General features: G+C 43.6%; 16 protein-coding genes. 13 read left to right on the top strand and 3 right to left on the bottom strand.

What is annotated here, in order from left to right; all coding sequences use genetic code 11:
• Positions 1–86: 86 nt before the first annotated feature.
• The 7 genes from ACY8DX_RS12865 to ACY8DX_RS12835 all read left to right on the top strand — a co-directional run bounded on the left by ACY8DX_RS12865 (position 87) and on the right by ACY8DX_RS12835 (position 5434).
• Complete coding sequence (locus tag ACY8DX_RS12865) at positions 87–257, top strand: YpmA family protein (RefSeq protein ID WP_082197068.1); 171 nt, start codon at positions 87–89, stop codon at positions 255–257.
• A 39-nt stretch (positions 258–296) separates the two neighbouring features.
• The gene (locus tag ACY8DX_RS12860; protein WP_462405343.1) at positions 297–773 is read left to right on the top strand and encodes a cell wall elongation regulator TseB-like domain-containing protein; all 477 of its coding nucleotides are present in this window, start codon (positions 297–299) and stop codon (positions 771–773) included.
• Positions 774–791: 18 nt separating this feature from the next.
• Positions 792–1982, top strand: a complete 1191-nt coding sequence (locus ACY8DX_RS12855) for a pyridoxal phosphate-dependent aminotransferase (RefSeq protein ID WP_462405342.1) — start codon at positions 792–794, stop codon at positions 1980–1982.
• 180 nt (positions 1983–2162) lie between these two features.
• A complete protein-coding gene (asnS, locus tag ACY8DX_RS12850; protein ID WP_049670592.1) occupies positions 2163–3455 on the top strand; it encodes an asparagine--tRNA ligase in 1293 nt (430 codons plus the stop codon).
• Positions 3456–3554: 99 nt separating this feature from the next.
• Positions 3555–4241: a DnaD domain-containing protein gene (locus ACY8DX_RS12845; RefSeq protein WP_049670594.1), complete on the top strand. Its 687-nt coding sequence runs from the start codon at positions 3555–3557 to the stop codon at positions 4239–4241.
• A gap of 63 nt (positions 4242–4304) precedes the next feature.
• Positions 4305–4961: an endonuclease III gene (gene nth / locus ACY8DX_RS12840; protein WP_049670595.1), complete on the top strand. Its 657-nt coding sequence runs from the start codon at positions 4305–4307 to the stop codon at positions 4959–4961.
• Complete coding sequence (locus ACY8DX_RS12835; RefSeq protein ID WP_462405341.1) at positions 4958–5434, top strand: YpoC family protein; 477 nt, start codon at positions 4958–4960, stop codon at positions 5432–5434. The genes nth and ACY8DX_RS12835 overlap by 4 nt, the downstream gene beginning before the upstream one ends.
• Before the next feature lie 97 nt (positions 5435–5531).
• Here the strand turns inward: ACY8DX_RS12835 and ACY8DX_RS12830 are convergent, their stop codons facing one another.
• Both ACY8DX_RS12830 and recU read right to left on the bottom strand, forming a co-directional pair.
• The gene (locus ACY8DX_RS12830) at positions 5532–8306 is read right to left on the bottom strand and encodes a transglycosylase domain-containing protein (protein WP_462405340.1); all 2775 of its coding nucleotides are present in this window, start codon (positions 8304–8306) and stop codon (positions 5532–5534) included.
• Positions 8307–8324: 18 nt separating this feature from the next.
• Positions 8325–8948 (bottom strand): Holliday junction resolvase RecU, encoded by a 624-nt coding sequence (gene recU / locus ACY8DX_RS12825; protein WP_462405339.1) that lies wholly within the window; start codon positions 8946–8948, stop codon positions 8325–8327.
• A 590-nt stretch (positions 8949–9538) separates the two neighbouring features.
• Here recU and ACY8DX_RS12820 point away from each other — a divergent pair.
• The 3 genes from ACY8DX_RS12820 to ACY8DX_RS12810 all read left to right on the top strand — a co-directional run bounded on the left by ACY8DX_RS12820 (position 9539) and on the right by ACY8DX_RS12810 (position 11159).
• Positions 9539–9817 (top strand): hypothetical protein, encoded by a 279-nt coding sequence (locus tag ACY8DX_RS12820; RefSeq protein WP_462405338.1) that lies wholly within the window; start codon positions 9539–9541, stop codon positions 9815–9817.
• Positions 9818–9870: 53 nt separating this feature from the next.
• Positions 9871–10224, top strand: a complete 354-nt coding sequence (locus tag ACY8DX_RS12815; RefSeq protein WP_462405337.1) for a YppE family protein — start codon at positions 9871–9873, stop codon at positions 10222–10224.
• 242 nt (positions 10225–10466) lie between these two features.
• Positions 10467–11159, top strand: coding sequence for a YppG family protein (locus ACY8DX_RS12810; protein WP_053103731.1), 693 nt, complete (start codon positions 10467–10469; stop codon positions 11157–11159).
• 45 nt (positions 11160–11204) lie between these two features.
• Here ACY8DX_RS12810 and ACY8DX_RS12805 read toward each other — a convergent pair whose 3' ends face one another.
• A complete protein-coding gene (locus ACY8DX_RS12805) occupies positions 11205–11654 on the bottom strand; it encodes an Hsp20/alpha crystallin family protein (RefSeq protein ID WP_462405336.1) in 450 nt (149 codons plus the stop codon).
• Positions 11655–11819: 165 nt separating this feature from the next.
• Here ACY8DX_RS12805 and ACY8DX_RS12800 point away from each other — a divergent pair, with 165 nt between their 5' ends.
• The 3 genes from ACY8DX_RS12800 to ACY8DX_RS12790 all read left to right on the top strand — a co-directional run bounded on the left by ACY8DX_RS12800 (position 11820) and on the right by ACY8DX_RS12790 (position 16255).
• A complete protein-coding gene (locus tag ACY8DX_RS12800; protein ID WP_462405335.1) occupies positions 11820–12602 on the top strand; it encodes an alpha/beta fold hydrolase in 783 nt (260 codons plus the stop codon).
• 121 nt (positions 12603–12723) lie between these two features.
• Positions 12724–14991, top strand: a complete 2268-nt coding sequence (locus ACY8DX_RS12795) for a DEAD/DEAH box helicase (protein ID WP_462406940.1) — start codon at positions 12724–12726, stop codon at positions 14989–14991.
• Positions 14981–16255, top strand: a complete 1275-nt coding sequence (locus ACY8DX_RS12790; protein WP_462405334.1) for a ribonuclease H-like domain-containing protein — start codon at positions 14981–14983, stop codon at positions 16253–16255. Before ACY8DX_RS12795 ends, ACY8DX_RS12790 begins: the two co-directional genes overlap by 11 nt.
• The last annotated feature ends 11 nt before the right edge of the window (positions 16256–16266 follow it).

Raw genomic sequence — 16266 nt, 5'->3', positions numbered from 1 at the left:
ATTTATTAAGGCTCTCCCTATTTTATTTTGGTATAATGTGAACTAGATATGATTGTATGGAACGTAACCATTTGGGAGGAATTTTAGTGGATAGTAAGGTAGAGGTTTTATCAACAGTGAAGATTGGTTATACAAATGATTTGTATAAGATTGTAGATTCACTAAATCGTACCCTCAAACAAGAAAACCTAATGTTTGGTCTATCGTTAGACCCTAAGGATCATAATACGGCTGTATTCTCCATCTATCGGACGTAAATACAGCATGCGCAAGAGATTATTTGAAAGGATGCTAACATGAAAAAAGTTATATGGAGCATAATTATTTTGCTCTTGATTGGTATCGGTTTGCTGGTGCAGGCTATCTATGCCGGCGACCATGATAAACAGAATGCGAAAGAGAAAGCCGTTAAGACAGCAACGGAAACGGCGAATTTGACCGAAACGGCTGATTTTTATTTATATAACGGAAATGAGACATGGTCTGTCGTCACCGGCGTAAATGATGAAGGGAAAAAGGTTGGTGTTTGGATTCCGGATAACAAGAAGGAAGAGAGCAAGGTCTTAGCCTTATCTGAAGGTCTTTCTGAAAAGGAAGCCATCAGTCTTGTGAAGAATAAAAAGAAGGTCAAGAAGATTATGGCGGCCAATCTTGGAATGGAAAATGGCACAGCCTTATGGGAAGTCATATACAAAAATAACGATGACCTTTACGGGTATTACTACCTGAACTTCAAAACAGGTGATTTAATACGAAATTATGATAATTTGTAGGATGGAGATGAACCGGAGATGAAATTAGCAAAAAGAGTAGCAGCATTGACACCATCATCAACACTCGCCATTACGGCTAAAGCGAAGGAGTTAAAGGCACAAGGTCTTGACGTCATCGGGCTGGGTGCAGGGGAACCGGATTTCAATACGCCCGTAAACATATTAGAGGCGGCAAAGAAATCAATGGATGAGGGACAGACGAAATACACTCCTTCTGCAGGGCTGCCAAGTCTTAGGAATGCCGTTGCCGACAAATTAAAACGAGACCAAGGGCTTGCCTACAAGGCAAATGAGATTTTTATCGGATCAGGTGCTAAGCACGCTTTATATACATTATTCCAAGCCATTCTAGATGAAGGGGATGAGGTGCTGATTCCAACACCGTATTGGGTGAGTTATCCAGAACAGGTGAAATTGGCTGATGGAATCCCTGTTTACATTGAGGGCAAGGAAGAGAACGAGTTTAAGATTACTCCGGAGCAAATTAAAGCAAGCGTGAGTGATCGGACGAAGGCAATCATTCTCAATTCTCCAAGCAATCCAACCGGAATGATTTATTCGCCTGAGGAGCTGCAAGCAATCGGGGATGTATGTCTTGAGAACGATATCTTAATCGTGTCTGATGAAATCTATGAAAAGCTTGTTTATCATGGCAGCAAGCATGTCTCTATTGCTCAGCTATCTCCGGAATTGAAGAAACAGACAATCATCATAAATGGCGTCTCTAAATCACACTCGATGACGGGGTGGAGAATCGGCTATGCCGCTGGGGACGAGGCAATTATTAAGGCTATGACCAACCTTGCGAGCCATAGCACATCCAACCCGACAACAACAGCGCAATATGCGGCCATTGAAGCCTATAATGGACCTCAGGAGGCCGTTCAGGAAATGAGAAACGCCTTCGAGAAACGTTTAGACGCTATCTATGACCGTCTCTTGGAAATCCCCGGCTTAACGTGCATCAAGCCGAAAGGGGCGTTTTACTTATTCCCGAATGTATCAAAGACAGCTCAGCTTGCGGGATACAATGATGTGGATGACTTTGCGGCAGGGCTTTTGGAGAATGCCTTGGTGGCTGTTGTACCGGGCTCCGGCTTCGGTGCACCAAAGAATATTCGCCTAAGCTATGCAACATCTGAGGCAGCTCTTTCAGAGGCTGTGAAGCGCATGAAGAAGTATGTGGAAGAACGGATGCAACAATCTTAATCAAACATGCTTTTCAAGAAGGCTGGAAACCGCGCCAATCGGTGTGTTTCTGCCTTTTTTATTGGCCAGTGCCTATTCGCTGTGACAATAAATAAATTTTGTATTTGCTTGTCTATTTTTGTACTTGTATAATGGATGAGTACATAACCTGGTTTGGTTTAAGCTTTGGAGGGAAAAAACGTGAAATGTACTATAAATGAAGTTCATAAATATGTAAATGAAGAAGTGACAATCGGCGCTTGGATCGCCAATAAACGCTCTTCCGGCAAAATTGCCTTCTTGCAGCTCCGCGATGGGACAGGCTTTATTCAAGGTGTCGTGGTAAAAGCAGAGGTAGATGAGGAATTATTCACATTAGCAAAGAAAGTGACCCAAGAAACTTCTGTATGGGTGAAGGGTATTGTGCAAGTTGACGAGCGTTCCCCATTCGGCTATGAATTATTGGTTACAGGCCTTGAGGTAATTGCTGAAGCGGTAGATTATCCGATCACACCGAAACAGCATGGAACGGAATTCTTGATGGACCATCGTCATCTGTGGCTCCGTTCTAAGCGTCAGCATGCGGTTATGAAAATCCGTAACGAAATCATTCGTGCGACTTATGAATTCTTTAATCAAGAAGGCTTTGTAAAGGTTGACCCGCCTATCTTGACAGGAAGTGCTCCTGAAGGGACTTCTGAGCTGTTTGCGACGAAATACTTTGATGAAGATGCTTATCTCTCTCAAAGTGGTCAGCTGTACATGGAAGCAGCAGCAATGGCGCTTGGAAAAGTATTCTCATTCGGACCAACTTTCCGTGCTGAGAAATCTAAGACAAGACGCCACTTGATTGAATTCTGGATGATTGAACCAGAGATGGCTTTTGTCGAATTTAACGAGAATTTAGAAGTGCAGGAACAATATGTTTCCTATATCGTTCAATCTGTTCTTAAGAACTGTGAGATTGAACTTAAAACATTGGGCAGAGATACATCTAAATTAGAGAATATCAAAGCACCATTCCCGCGTATCAGCTACGATGACGCCATTAAATTCCTTCATGAGAAAGGATTTGATGATATCCAGTGGGGCGATGATTTTGGTGCTCCGCATGAAACTGCGATTGCGGAAAGCTTTGACAAGCCGGTGTTCATCACACATTATCCAACAGGCATTAAGCCATTCTACATGCAGCCGGCTCCAGACCGTGATGATGTTGTGCTTTGCGCTGACTTGATTGCTCCGGAAGGGTATGGTGAAATCATCGGCGGCTCTGAACGGATTCATGATATGGATCTATTGAAGCAGCGTCTTGATGAGCATAACTTAAGCATGGAAGCGTACCAATGGTATTATGAATTAAGACAATACGGTTCAGTACCGCATTCCGGATTCGGGCTTGGTCTTGAAAGAACCGTTGCCTGGATCAGCGGCGTCGAGCATGTAAGGGAGACAATTCCATTCCCACGCTTGCTAAACCGTCTATATCCTTAATAAAGTGAAATAAGCTTGGCAATACTTTTATTGCCAGGCTTTCTTTTTTTGTACTTCCAAACGGACCTACATGATATACTAAGACAGAGGTGTCGAATTATGACTATGAAAAATCTATCCGAATGGATGAACCAGCCGACTGTTATTATTCCTTCCTACTTGCTGAGCCATTACAAGGAGATGGGATTGACAGAACAAGAAGTAATGCTCCTCTTACAGGTGCATAATTTCAATTTGAACGGCAAGGCATTTCCGACGCCTGCCGAAATCTCCGCAGTCATGAATTTAACGGAGATGGACTGTACGGTGCTTTTGAGAAAGCTTGTACAGAATGGATTTTTGGAGATTACTGAGGATGTGAAACCCGGCTTTGAAAGCTATTCTATCAAGCCGTTAAATGAGAAGCTTGCTTATCACTTTTTAAAAGAAGCGAAGCAGGCAGATTTTGAAGAAAAGGTACAGAAGAGTGAATCCCTGTATGCAATCTTTGAAAAAGAATTTGGGCGCCCGTTATCTCCGTTTGAAGGGGAAACGTTATCGATGTGGCTTGATGAGGATAAGCATGAACCAGAGCTGGTCCGAGCTGCCCTGAAAGAGGCAGTCATATCAGGCAAGCTTAATTTCCGCTATATCGACCGAATTTTGTTTGATTGGAAGAAGCACGGGGTCAAAACATTAGAACAGGCTAAGGATCACGGAGAAAGATTCAGAAGCTATCAGAAGAAGCCGTCTGTCAAAGCAGTCCCGACGGCGAAAGACTTGCCATTATATAATTGGTTGGAATAGTATATATTTATCAGACCGGAAGGGATAATCTCCGGTTTTTTTCATGGGAAAGAGGGAGAAGGTATGCTGAATAATACGCAAATTCGTTATTGTCTAGATGAAATGGGAAAGCTATTTCCTGATGCACATTGTGAATTAAATCATTCCAATCCATTCGAATTGGTTGTCGCGGTTGTCCTATCCGCACAATGTACGGATGCATTGGTGAATAAAGTGACGAAGAACCTGTTCCAAAAGTATAAGAAGCCTGAGGACTTTCTGGCTGTTCCCCTTAGCGAGCTGGAAAATGATATTCGTTCCATTGGATTGTATCGTAATAAAGCAAAGAACATCCAAAAGCTGTCTCAAATTATTTTAGAGAAATACAACGGGGTTGTTCCTAATGACCGCGATCTGCTGACAGAGCTTCCGGGAGTAGGTAGGAAGACAGCGAATGTTGTTGTATCGGTTGCTTATGATGTACCGGCTATTGCCGTGGACACGCATGTCGAGAGGGTAAGCAAGCGCCTTGGAATCTGCAGGTGGAAGGATTCTGTACTTGAAGTGGAAAAGACACTTATGAGAAGAATTCCAAAGGATGAGTGGTCCATCACCCATCACCGCATGATATTCTTTGGCCGATACCATTGTAAGGCGCAATCGCCAAAATGTGAGGTTTGTCCACTGCTCCTTCTTTGCAGGGAAGGGAAAAAACGAATGAAAGCAGCTGGGAAGAAATGAGAAAATATGAAGTGTTACAATTTACGTATGGCCATATAAAGGCTGAATCCCTGAAAGAATGGGATCTGAGTCTAATGGAAAGCGGATTCCCGTATGATGAGCTTGAGGGCGAATATAAACCATGGCAGCATATTGCCGTTATTCAAAACGATATATGGAGTGAATGGGAAGCTGTTTCAGAAGCGGCTGAAGGGCTGTTGGCAAATCGTCAAACGAAAGAAATCAAGCCTTATATGCAAAGAGGGATTGTGCTATTCTTGTCGATTCTTTTCTGGTCGAATAAAAAACCTGTTAACCTTGATGAACTTAACGAGGAAATGCAAGCCATGGCTCATAAACCAGTCAATGTGGATGAACGGATCAGCTATATCCTTCATAGACCTAATACCTATCCGGCCTTTATGCAGCTGAAAAGCTTAATGGAAGAACAAAAGAAAATGGTCGCAAAATTGATTGCACTAAAGATACTATGAGCAAAAAAGGACAGGCTAATTGAACCAGCCTGTCCTTTTTTGTGTTAGATGTATGAAAGAGAGCACCCAGATTTAGTCCGGGTGCTCTCTTTATGTGTTAGGCAATTCTAAGACGGAAATCAATCGCATCTCGGATAAAGGCCGGGATCATCGATTGTATAAGGCTTGCTGATTCATCATTTTGGCTTCTGGGTGTTGCTCCATTATCATCATCGCCTGAGCCTGAATCATTGCCGCCTCCGTTGTCATTTCCATTACCATTTCCGTTACCATTACCATTTCCGTTACCATTACCATTTCCGGAATCATTACCGGAGTCAGATTCATCATTTGGATTTCCTGTGTCCTCGTTTGAATCACCGGAATCGGTGTTGCCAGACTCCTCATCTTTATTCTCGTCATTTCCTTGATCTGAGCCATCTTCGTTCGAATCAGGCTTCTTATCTTCGTTTTCTTCTGGCTTTTTCTCTTCGTCTGTTTCAGGGGCAGCCGGTTCTTCTTCCTCTTCCGGCTCTTCTTCAATGACCTCCTCAATCGAAACAGATACGGAGGCAGGGTCGCTTTCCTGACCATCTACCTTGGCGGTGACAGAGAATACATAGGTGTTGCCCACTTCCGGTGAATTCATGCTGAATGACGTATCAGAAGTGGTCGTTAAAGTATTGGCTGAACCGCCATTAACAGCTACTTTTACATCAAATTCAGCATCAGCAGAAGCATCATAATTCCAGCTGACATTAATCTTGTTAGCCGTCTCATCATACGATGCGGTCAAGCCGCTTGGAGCAGCCAGCTTTTCGTATTTTGTAGATGTCTTAGATGGCTCATGTCCTTTAACGAAGTATTCATAGACCTTTTGACTGTCTGGTGTATGTGCTCCTGCAATAGCTGCTGGGTTTGAGCCTTTCTCAATAGCCAGCTCTACAACGGAGCTAGGTTGTTTGAAGTCTTCAGTATCTACGCCTGAGGACATTTCTTGCATCATTGCCTTAAATATTTTCTGTGCAATTTTTGTTTCATCCTTGCCCAAGGTGTTTTCAAACTGTTTATCATATCCTGTCCATACAGACATCGTAAAGTTCGTTGTATATCCGACAAACCATGAGTCAGGTGATTTCGATTTGTCGATATTGTATTTTGCCCGGTCCTCTGCAGAGTAGTTAGTTGTACCCGTCTTTCCTGCTACTGGGAGTCCAGAGATATTTGCTAGTGTCCCCGTACCTTTCGTCATAACATCCTTAAGGATATCGGTCACCATAAAGGCTGTATAATCCTTCATGACTGCCTCTGATTCTGGTGCGGTCTCGATGACTGTATCGTTATCTCGCAGCACAATTTTCTTGATGACATGAGGCTCTGTATAAACCCCTTCATTGCCAAATGCCGCATAGGCACCTGCCATTTGAAGAGGGGAAGCTCCTTTTTCAACACCGCCGATGGCAGAAGACTCGTAAATTGGACCAAAATCAATGCCTAGCTTGTTTACAAACTCGCCTGCTTTCTTCTCACCGACTTCTTGGAGGGTCTTAACAGCTGGTACGTTTAGGGACATATAGAGTGCCTCGCGCAAGGAAACTTGACCCTTATAGGAGCTGTAGGCTGTGCCAACAGTCTGTCCGCTTGAATACTGGTATTCCTCATCAATCAGCGGATGGTAGGTTGACCATTGAAGATATTCAAAGGCTGGACCATAATCAATCAGCGGTTTGATGGTAGAACCAGGCTGCCTTGTTTTCAGGTCGGTCGCATAATTGAAGCCACGGGCTACTTCTTGGTTACGCCCGCCCCCAATCGCATAAATCTCGCCTGTTTTTGTATCCATGAAAACAGAGCCGACTTGGAACTTGTCATCAGGGTAGGCGATATAATCATCTGAATCAAGGATTTTCTCCATTAACTCCTGTGCTTTCGGGTCAATGGATGTATAGACAGATAAGCCGTCTGTGTAAATATTGTAATCACCAAGCTTTTCTACCTCTTCAATAACTTGGTCCACTATGGCATTGTATTTCGTTCCTGTTTCGTCACGGTCGCCATCAGCAACAAGACTGTCTTGGAGGCTTTCTGCTTGAGCGGCCTTCCGTTCGTCAGCTGTGATGAAGCCGGCATTTTCCATCGCTTGGAGAACGATGTTTCTGCGTTTCTCCGCTTTTTCCGGATAATCAAATGGATTGTAGTTATTCGGGCTTTGCGGCATTCCAGCAAGAGTTGCTGCCTCAGCCAATGTAAGCTCATTTAAATCCTTGCCGAAATAGAGCTTAGAGGCTGTAGAGAAGCCGTGGATACCTGAGGACATATATACTTTGTTGACATACATTTCAAAGATTTGTTCCTTACTGTACTCCTGTTCCAATTGGTAAGCAAGGTACATTTCCTGTACTTTACGCTTAATCGTTTTTTCAGATTGAAGGAAAGAGTTTTTGACAACCTGCTGGGTGATCGTACTTCCACCCTGTGAACCGAATCCGCCCGTTATATTGGCTACAATGGCCCCTCCGACACGAATTATATCAATCCCGTGGTGCTTATAGAATCGGACGTCTTCAATGGCAATTATGGCATCTTCCATTAAATCCGGGATATCATCGTATTCTACATAATCCCTTGTTTCAGAGCCAATCTCCGTATATAGATCTCCGTTTTTATCGTAGATTTTGGAGGAGATTGGATCAATGAGGGATTCTTCATCGATTTTCGGAGCTGTGGAAATATAATAAGCGAACACACCGCCAACCGAAATTGCTGCCACGATGCAAAGCATTAACAGAATGACCGCGATTCGCTTAATGAGTCCTTTAGATTGTTTTTTCTGTTTCTTGTTCCTTTGTGCGTGCTTTCTTTTTTCTTCTCTTGTTTTATATTGATCTGACATTAATGATTACCCTTCCTTTCAGGATAAATCCCATTCAAACTTCCTATTCATAATCTTAATATAATCGATCCTTGGTGCATAGCCTATTGGAATCAAATCACCAAAACGTTCGATATCTTTCTTAGGGATTGACTTCCTTCCGCCTGCAAGCATTTGTTTCCAATAGTCGATTAATGTTTCAGCAGGCAGATAGTATATTTCCTCTGTTTGACTAAAGCGGATGATGATGAATGCTATCCCGCCATGGTTAAGTACATTCTGCATATGAACGATTTGGTGCTCATGGAAGTTCTTCAATGGGAATGAAGTTTGAAGCTTGGTTTCCTTTGCCTCAAAATCGATATATCGTCCTTTGTACACACCGTTATAGTCCGTAGTGGAGGCTTGCTTGAAATAGGCCTCCTTAATGACAGCGGCACTCCTTTTTGGATAAGAGACGTTGACAATTTGTACTGGGGTAGGCTTCTTATGGACAATCGCGATATTATTCTCAATATAGTACTGGTTTGTCTCATTTAAATCTTCTTCCAGCGTCATACCTCTGTTTGAGTAGTCCAGTTTCTTCTGGGCAGGCTTTTTCACTTGATTTTGAGCATTTTCAGCTGGGATGTATTTTTTTCCATTAGGATATCTTATAGCCATAGTATCCCTCCAAGTCCTACCTAATCATAACAAAAATGTTGCGAGAATTGTAAAAAACATCATGTCTTTCGGCTGACAATATTTATCACAATTCTACTTTATTCTACCGTTTTTATCGATATTTGCTTATGACTGTCTAATATTGGGATTGGTGTTAACTTGGTAAAGAGAAGTTTATTATAATATTTCTAATTCGTCAAAGGGAGCGTACAGCTCATAAGGAATGAACATAAAAAGGAGAAGAACCAGTACACCTGCTGTACTGGTTCTTCTCCTAAAAGGCTCTTTTTCAATTATGTTGATGGACGATCTGGTCCGTCAAGTTTCGGATTGCCCGTATTGTTTTTGGGAATGCTTTTCTTTTTCTCATCTTGTGCCTTTGATGTGTTTTTGTTTTTCATGTCCTGCACCTCCTGACATTTAGGTTCTCACCTCATCACGTTTTTTATGCATGCTGTCGAAGGAGGGGCATGTATTGACTTATCCTTGTTTCTTTGCCGATATGCTTCTAGTTTTGTCGGCAGTGCAGGGAATTAAAATAAGAGGGCGAAACCTTAGAGTTAAGAAGAAAGATGAAAGGGGTGCTAGTCATGAGTTCCAAAGAAAAGCTTGTATCCGTCCTAAAGGAATTGGAAGAGGAAATTGCGGCCCTGGAAGAAAAGATGATCAGCAAGACGGAGAAAAAATATGAAGAGACACTCTCTGAATTTCATTTATTCATAAAGAATCGTTCAAGAGAATTAGAGGCAAGAATGGATGTTGTGGATACAAAAATAGACCAGCACTTGAAATATGGACGCCAGCTTGAGAAGGAAGGCGTTAATCGCCATCATGGCGGCATAAAAGTGGCAACTGTCCCGGATTTCTGATAGTTTGAAGAGAGACTGGATTAAATCAGCAATAAAAAATAAGGATGGCTGGCATGACGAAGGAATTAGCACAATTAACCGAGCTGCTGCTTTCAAAAGTGGCTGAGGCAGAAGAAATTTATCGACAGGCTAGGGAAGAAGAAAAGACATTTGATTTCTACCAGGTCATTAAGCCCTATGCAGATGAAGTGAAAGAATTGGCTGACAGATGGGAGGCTTTGGCTAAAGAATGGCAAAAGGCGGAAAAGCCTAAGCATATTAGCCCCCTCCAAATTCAAAATACACATAATAATTTATTGCAGGTGTCTGTGCACTGCCACATCCCTCAATCAAGCAAATCGCGGTTTATTAAACACTGCAACGCTTCAGCCTATGTTCTTGAACAGGTAAAGCAGCTGCTTTCTTAAAAGACGCCTATGAGGCTTGGATGTATAAACAATACGCACTTAGCGGCGGGTTTTTCTACGGGAAACAAAGTCAGCCGCTTATGTGCGAGGAATGTAAGTGGTCCTAAAATAAAAATGGATTAGCGAATAAAAACCTGATTCCTAAAAATGGAATCAGGTTTTTATTTAGAGTAATGAGAAATGCACTCATGCCCGTTTTCCTCATATAGTAATAATAAATAAGCAGAACGGAGGAGGATGGCATGCTTAAAGACCTTCTGAAGAAAAAACGCAGACAGGGTGCAGAACCGAATTCTATGATGAATTGGTCTCCCGGTATGCCTGGCTATGAGTATCAGGCCAACGGGGTCAATTGGCACCAAGGAGGGGGCTTTCCTCAGACACAGCCTTTTTATCAAGGCCCCGCACAAAGCTGGCCTGGATATCTTGAACAGAGCACGGTATATCAGGTGTCCGGTCCTATAGATACGACGCTGACAAATCAGGGGTATACTGGTCCGTTAATGACACCGTACAATCTGGAACCTTATCAAATGCCTCCCGCACAGGGGGGAATGCCGAATTCTGCCCCCCTGATGCAGGGCGCTTACCAGAATCAGATGCCTAATGGTTATCCGCCTTATCCAATGGCACCAGAGATGAATCCATATCCGAAACAGCAGCCTAACCCGTTTCAAAATCCACTTTACCAGCAGGATGAGGACTTTTATCCAATACAGCCAGTGATGAATATTACACATCCTTATCCAAAGCCAAGCTTTCTGCAAAAGAACCAAGGAAATAATATTTCCTCTGTATTGAATCAGTTTAAGAACCAGGAAGGCAGCATTGATTTTAATAAAATGATGGACACAACCGGACAGATGCTGAATACAATGAACCAAGTTTCTAATCTCGTAAAGGGAGTTGGATCCATTTTTAAAGTAGGAACATGAAAAACTGCCGAACATTTGTTGTCGGCAGTTTTATTTTGATCTTTTTTAACGAATAGATATGCGCTTTTTTTTCGATTTTGGGACAGATACGGTCAAGAGTCCATTTTCGTGGGTAGCCTGAATGTTTTCTTCATCAATTGGCTCAGTGAAGCTGAAGCTCCTCGCTTTTTTTCGTCTTTCCACTGAGGAAGGTGTCCCTTTTTCATGGTTTGCTGGCCGGCGCTCCTCTGTTTCATAAGAGATAGTCAGCCGGCTGCCGGAAATGTCAATTTCAATAAATTGTTTATCCACCCCTGCTATATGGGCGTGGATGATATAGTGGGTGTCCGTTTCTTCCCATTCCATTGGGAAACTTGAGAACAGCTTTTGGTTTTGGAAAAAGCCATCCATCGATTGCAATAATCCATTGCCGGTTTTCTCTGACAATAGATTATCCATTTGGGAAATGAATTGGTGGAAAGGTTCCAATAACTCGTTCCGATTGTTATGAGCCATGTCTATTTCCTCCTCTTGATTCGAATTCTACCCATATGATATGCATCTCCCTGTTCTTGGGTTAGTGGAAGTTTACGTGGGAGAAAAGAAATATGGATTTAAATCTTTCGTGATTGTCATGTACACTATAAGGAATGGATGAATATTTGAAGGGAGTTAATGAATATGGCTGAACGAGTGAAGCTTGCATATAGAGAGTCAGGAGTGGGGGAGACCATCCTGCTGATTCATGGATTTTGCGGAAACAAGGATTACTGGAAAGAGGTGGAGGCACGTCTGTCGCCAAGTCATCATGTGGTGGTACTGGATATGAGAGGGCATGGAGAAACGAAGGCTGTGGAACCAGGATATAGCATCCATGACATGGCTGAGGATGTTTTTGCCTTTATTGAGGAAAAAGGCCTGCAGAATATTTTTCTATTCGGCCATTCAATGGGCGGGTATATCACGCTTGATTTAGCCAAACATCACCCAGAGATTCTTGGCGGCTATGGGCTCATACATTCCACCGCATATCCTGACAGCGAGGAAGCAAAGAAAAACCGCTCTGCAGGTGTATCAAAGGTCTCGCAGCAAGGAGTGGACTTATTCGTGAAAGAGCTCGTTCCAAAGCTTGTCTCTGAACGAACGAGAGAGACTGAAAAGGATGTCATAAAAAAGCTATTTGAGATTGGAATTGAAACCAATCCAAAAGGTGTCATCGGGGCTTTGATGGCGATGAGGAATCGAGAGGATTTAACCCATGTTTTGGAGAGTGACCGTCTTCCCGTTCTGCTTGTAGCCGGGGGACAGGATGAAGTGATTTCCCCTGAAAAGACCTTTACGGCAAATGGAAGTCATGTGACGAAAGCATTAATTGAAGAGGCAGGTCATATGGGAATCTTTGAGACACCCGATGAGGTAAGTCGTGCCATTGCTTCTTTCGTGGACGAAAATTCAAAGAAATAAATCAATTGCCGCATCAAGGAAAAGATGCGGCTTTTTTCTTCACAAGAGAACGTTCATTCGGTTACAATGAGGACAGAAATGAGGTGTGATCGTGTTCAGGAAGAAAAGTTTAGCGGATATCATGAACGACCTGCTGACAGATGAACAATACAAAGACCAGATCAGCTTCTGGCATACGATTAATGAAAAGGAGGCAGTTTATGCGCCTTTTCCAAATGATCTTCACGAGCAATTGCGAACAGCCCTTGAAGCAAGAGGGATTTCTTCATTATATAGCCACCAAAGCGAAGCATACCGTTCTATTCGAGGTGGAAGGAATATAGTCGCCGTTACCCCGACTGCATCCGGCAAGACCCTTTGCTATAATCTGCCCGTCATCCAAACCATTCTTGAGAACTCGGATACGAGAGCCTTATATTTATTTCCGACAAAGGCACTGAGCTATGATCAAAAGTCAGAGCTGGAGGAATTAATCGATGCAGCAGAATTGAAGATTAACAGCTATACGTATGACGGTGATACACCTACAAGCATTCGGCAGAAGATTCGTAAGGCGGGGCATATTGTGATCACAAATCCAGACATGCTCCATTCCGGAATATTGCCTCACCACACGAAATGGGTTTCCTTATTTGAGAATCTGAAATATGTGGTGATTGATGAACTGCATACGTACAAGGGCGTCTTTGGCAGCCATATGGCGAATGTCATACGAAGGCTGAAGCGTATATGCCGTTTCTATGGCAGCGACCCGCTCTTTATTTGTACATCAGCGACGATTGCTAATCCGAAGGAATTAGCAGAGGCGCTGACGGAAACAGAGATGGTGCTGGTTGATAAGAATGGCGCTCCTGCAGGGAAGAAACATTTCGTCTTTTATAACCCGCCGATTGTCAATAAGCCTCTTAATATTCGAAGAAGTGCTGTCCTTGAGGTTCGGAAGATTGCCAGTGACTTGCTTCGGAATAAGATACAGACGATCGTGTTTGCCAGAAGCCGGGTTCGGGTTGAAATCCTTCTGACCTATCTTCAGGAGCTTGTATCAAAGGAACTAGGCCCTAAAGCCATCAGCGGTTATCGAGGCGGGTATTTACCGACCCAGCGCAGAGAGATCGAGAAGGGATTGAGGGAAGGCACCATTTACGGCGTTGTCAGCACGAATGCCCTTGAGCTAGGCGTGGATATCGGGCAGCTTCAGGCCTGTATCATGACAGGTTACCCCGGCTCCATCGCCAGTGCCTGGCAGCAGGCAGGACGTGCGGGCAGACGGCATGGGGAGGCGCTGATTATTATGGTCGCCTCATCAAGTCCGATTGATCAGTTTGTGATACAGCACCCTGATTATTTCTTTAATCGCAATCCGGAAACAGCGAGAATCAACCCGGATAATCTTGTCATTCTCGTTGACCACTTGAAATGTGCTGCCTTTGAGATTCCTTTCAAGGAAGGGGAACGATTCGGTGCTGCCGAAATCACAGAGATTCTGGACTATTTAGCGGAGGAGCATGTGCTGCATAAGAACAAGAATATGTGGCATTGGATGAATGATGCATTCCCGGCTCATGAGATCAGCCTTCGTTCAGCCTCACAGGAAAATGTGGTCATTATTGACCGTACCAGCCCGAAGCCGCGTGTAATTGGCGAAACCGATCGTTTCAGCGCCATGACACTCCTGCATGATGAAGCAATCTACCTCCATCAAGGAATCCAATATCAGGTGGAATTTTTGGATTGGGAAGAGAAAAAGGCCTATGTACGAGAAGTAAAGGTTGATTACTATACCGATGCAAATCTGGCTGTACAGGTCGATGTATTAGAAATCGATGAGCGTAAGACAAGTGAGCAAACATCTGTGACATTTGGAGATGTATCCGTCAGGGCGATGGCGACGATATTTAAGAAAATCAAGTTTGATACACATGAGAATATTGGTTCAGGTCCTATTCACCTTCCTGAAGAAGAAATCCATACGAATGCCTGCATGCTTTCCTTGAATATGGGTCTGTCAGATTGGAAGGAGGAGCGGCTTGAAGAAGGCTTGATGGGTGCCTCCCATGCTTTAAGAGGAATTATTCCGGTGTATGTCATGTGCGACCCTGGGGATATCCATGTGTATCCGCAGGTGAAGGCCACTCATAATGATTTGCCGACTATTTTTGTCTATGACCATTATCCAGGCGGTATCGGTCTAAGTAAATATATGTTCGAACATAGCGCAGCCATCATTGAAGCGACAATTGATGCGATAGCGGCCTGTCCTTGTGATTCCGGCTGTCCAAGCTGTGTCGGCACAGAGGGAGGCGGCGAGTCAATGAAGCAGGATGCACTTAAGATCCTGGCGATTTTCGCAGGCCGCTATGGAAAAGAGGACATAAAGCATGTCCATTAAACATAAACTCAATCGAATGAAAGCTCATCTAAATACGGGGAATGGCGATGTGAAGGCAAAGCAAATCAGAGAGCCGGCTCTAAAGCAGACTGAAATTCCTCATTATGATGAATGGCAGGAGTATGGAGCAAGGGCTGTATTTATGGAAGAGGAGTATTGCCTTATTCGAGAGGTGAGCTACCCGTTAACTCACCGCCATGGCAAGTATACATTTGATATGCTTTTGGACATCGTCCGTATTTGGAATGAATCAGATTTGTCTCACCCCTTATCAGCTAAGGGGATTCAGGCTGATCAACTATTTTTCTTTGATACAGAAACGACCGGTCTTGGCACGGGAGCGGGTACCTCGATCTTTCTTCTTGGTTATGCATTCATTGAGGATGGAATGGTCAAGGTGCGTCAGCATTTTCTTCCGCGCCCTGGATATGAGCTTCCGTTCTATAAAACATTTTTGGATAACGTTCAATATGAAAAGCTTGTCACCTATAACGGAAAATCATTTGATTGGCCTCAGGTTGTCTCCCAGCATACGATGCTTAGAGGGCAGCTGCCTAAGCTCCCTGGGTTCGGTCATTTTGACCTTTATCATGCGGCACGCAGACTTTGGAAGTATAAGCTTAATCGCGTTAAGCTTGCTGTAGTTGAGGAAGAGGTACTTGGCTTTAAGCGGGAGGATGACATACCGGGCTATTTGGCTCCTATGATTTATTTTGACTACGTAGATCGGCATGACCCGGAAGCTATCTTTAAGATCATGAAGCATAATGAGCAGGATGTCCTTTCCCTCATTTCGCTGTATATCCATTTATCTGCCTTGTTATTGAATCAGGAGTTTGCCGAGCATGAGGATTCCTTTGAATTAGCAAGATGGTTCTCTGTGCTGAAGGAGAGAAACCGTGCCATTCAGTCATTCGAAAGAGGCATCACTGAATCGGCAGAGGAGGATGTACTGACCGTGAAATTTCATTTGGCGAATGAACATAAGCGGAGCGGCAACCTCCGTGCGGCGGCTGAGCTGTGGGAGGAAGCGGCTATGTCCAATAGGTCAGAGACAAAGGCACTGTCCTATTTAGAGCTTGCCAAATACTATGAGCATAGGGTGAAAGATTATGATACGGCCCTCAGTCATGCACAGGCAGCGCTGGATACTGTTGTGAGAAATCAAATTCAAAAAGCCGCCTTGAAGGCAGGAGAACTTCAAAAACGAATCGAACGCCTTGAACGTAAATGCCTTCAAATGCTAGAGAGAATAGGAAAATAGGTGAATGTCTC

It is taken from the genome of Gracilibacillus sp. Marseille-QA3620 (assembly GCF_054950035.1).
Note: the sequence above shows the minus strand (reverse complement) of the source record. Positions and strands in the feature narration are given on the sequence as shown.

What these genes read in the sequence shown, in the direction of transcription:
- ACY8DX_RS12805 (WP_462405336.1), bottom strand. Translation starts at nt 11,654, where the DNA reads ATGGCTCATAACAATCGGAACGAGTTATTGGAACCTTTCCACCAATTC.
- ACY8DX_RS12835 (WP_462405341.1), top strand. Translation starts at nt 4,958, where the DNA reads ATGAGAAAATATGAAGTGTTACAATTTACGTATGGCCATATAAAGGCT.
- ACY8DX_RS12790 (WP_462405334.1), top strand. Translation starts at nt 14,981, where the DNA reads ATGTCCATTAAACATAAACTCAATCGAATGAAAGCTCATCTAAATACG.
- ACY8DX_RS12845 (WP_049670594.1), top strand. Translation starts at nt 3,555, where the DNA reads ATGACTATGAAAAATCTATCCGAATGGATGAACCAGCCGACTGTTATT.
- recU (WP_462405339.1), bottom strand. Translation starts at nt 8,948, where the DNA reads ATGGCTATAAGATATCCTAATGGAAAAAAATACATCCCAGCTGAAAAT.
- ACY8DX_RS12820 (WP_462405338.1), top strand. Translation starts at nt 9,539, where the DNA reads ATGAGTTCCAAAGAAAAGCTTGTATCCGTCCTAAAGGAATTGGAAGAG.
- ACY8DX_RS12795 (WP_462406940.1), top strand. Translation starts at nt 12,724, where the DNA reads ATGAACGACCTGCTGACAGATGAACAATACAAAGACCAGATCAGCTTC.
- ACY8DX_RS12860 (WP_462405343.1), top strand. Translation starts at nt 297, where the DNA reads ATGAAAAAAGTTATATGGAGCATAATTATTTTGCTCTTGATTGGTATC.
- ACY8DX_RS12800 (WP_462405335.1), top strand. Translation starts at nt 11,820, where the DNA reads ATGGCTGAACGAGTGAAGCTTGCATATAGAGAGTCAGGAGTGGGGGAG.
- ACY8DX_RS12830 (WP_462405340.1), bottom strand. Translation starts at nt 8,306, where the DNA reads ATGTCAGATCAATATAAAACAAGAGAAGAAAAAAGAAAGCACGCACAA.
- nth (WP_049670595.1), top strand. Translation starts at nt 4,305, where the DNA reads ATGCTGAATAATACGCAAATTCGTTATTGTCTAGATGAAATGGGAAAG.
- ACY8DX_RS12855 (WP_462405342.1), top strand. Translation starts at nt 792, where the DNA reads ATGAAATTAGCAAAAAGAGTAGCAGCATTGACACCATCATCAACACTC.
- ACY8DX_RS12810 (WP_053103731.1), top strand. Translation starts at nt 10,467, where the DNA reads ATGCTTAAAGACCTTCTGAAGAAAAAACGCAGACAGGGTGCAGAACCG.
- ACY8DX_RS12815 (WP_462405337.1), top strand. Translation starts at nt 9,871, where the DNA reads ATGACGAAGGAATTAGCACAATTAACCGAGCTGCTGCTTTCAAAAGTG.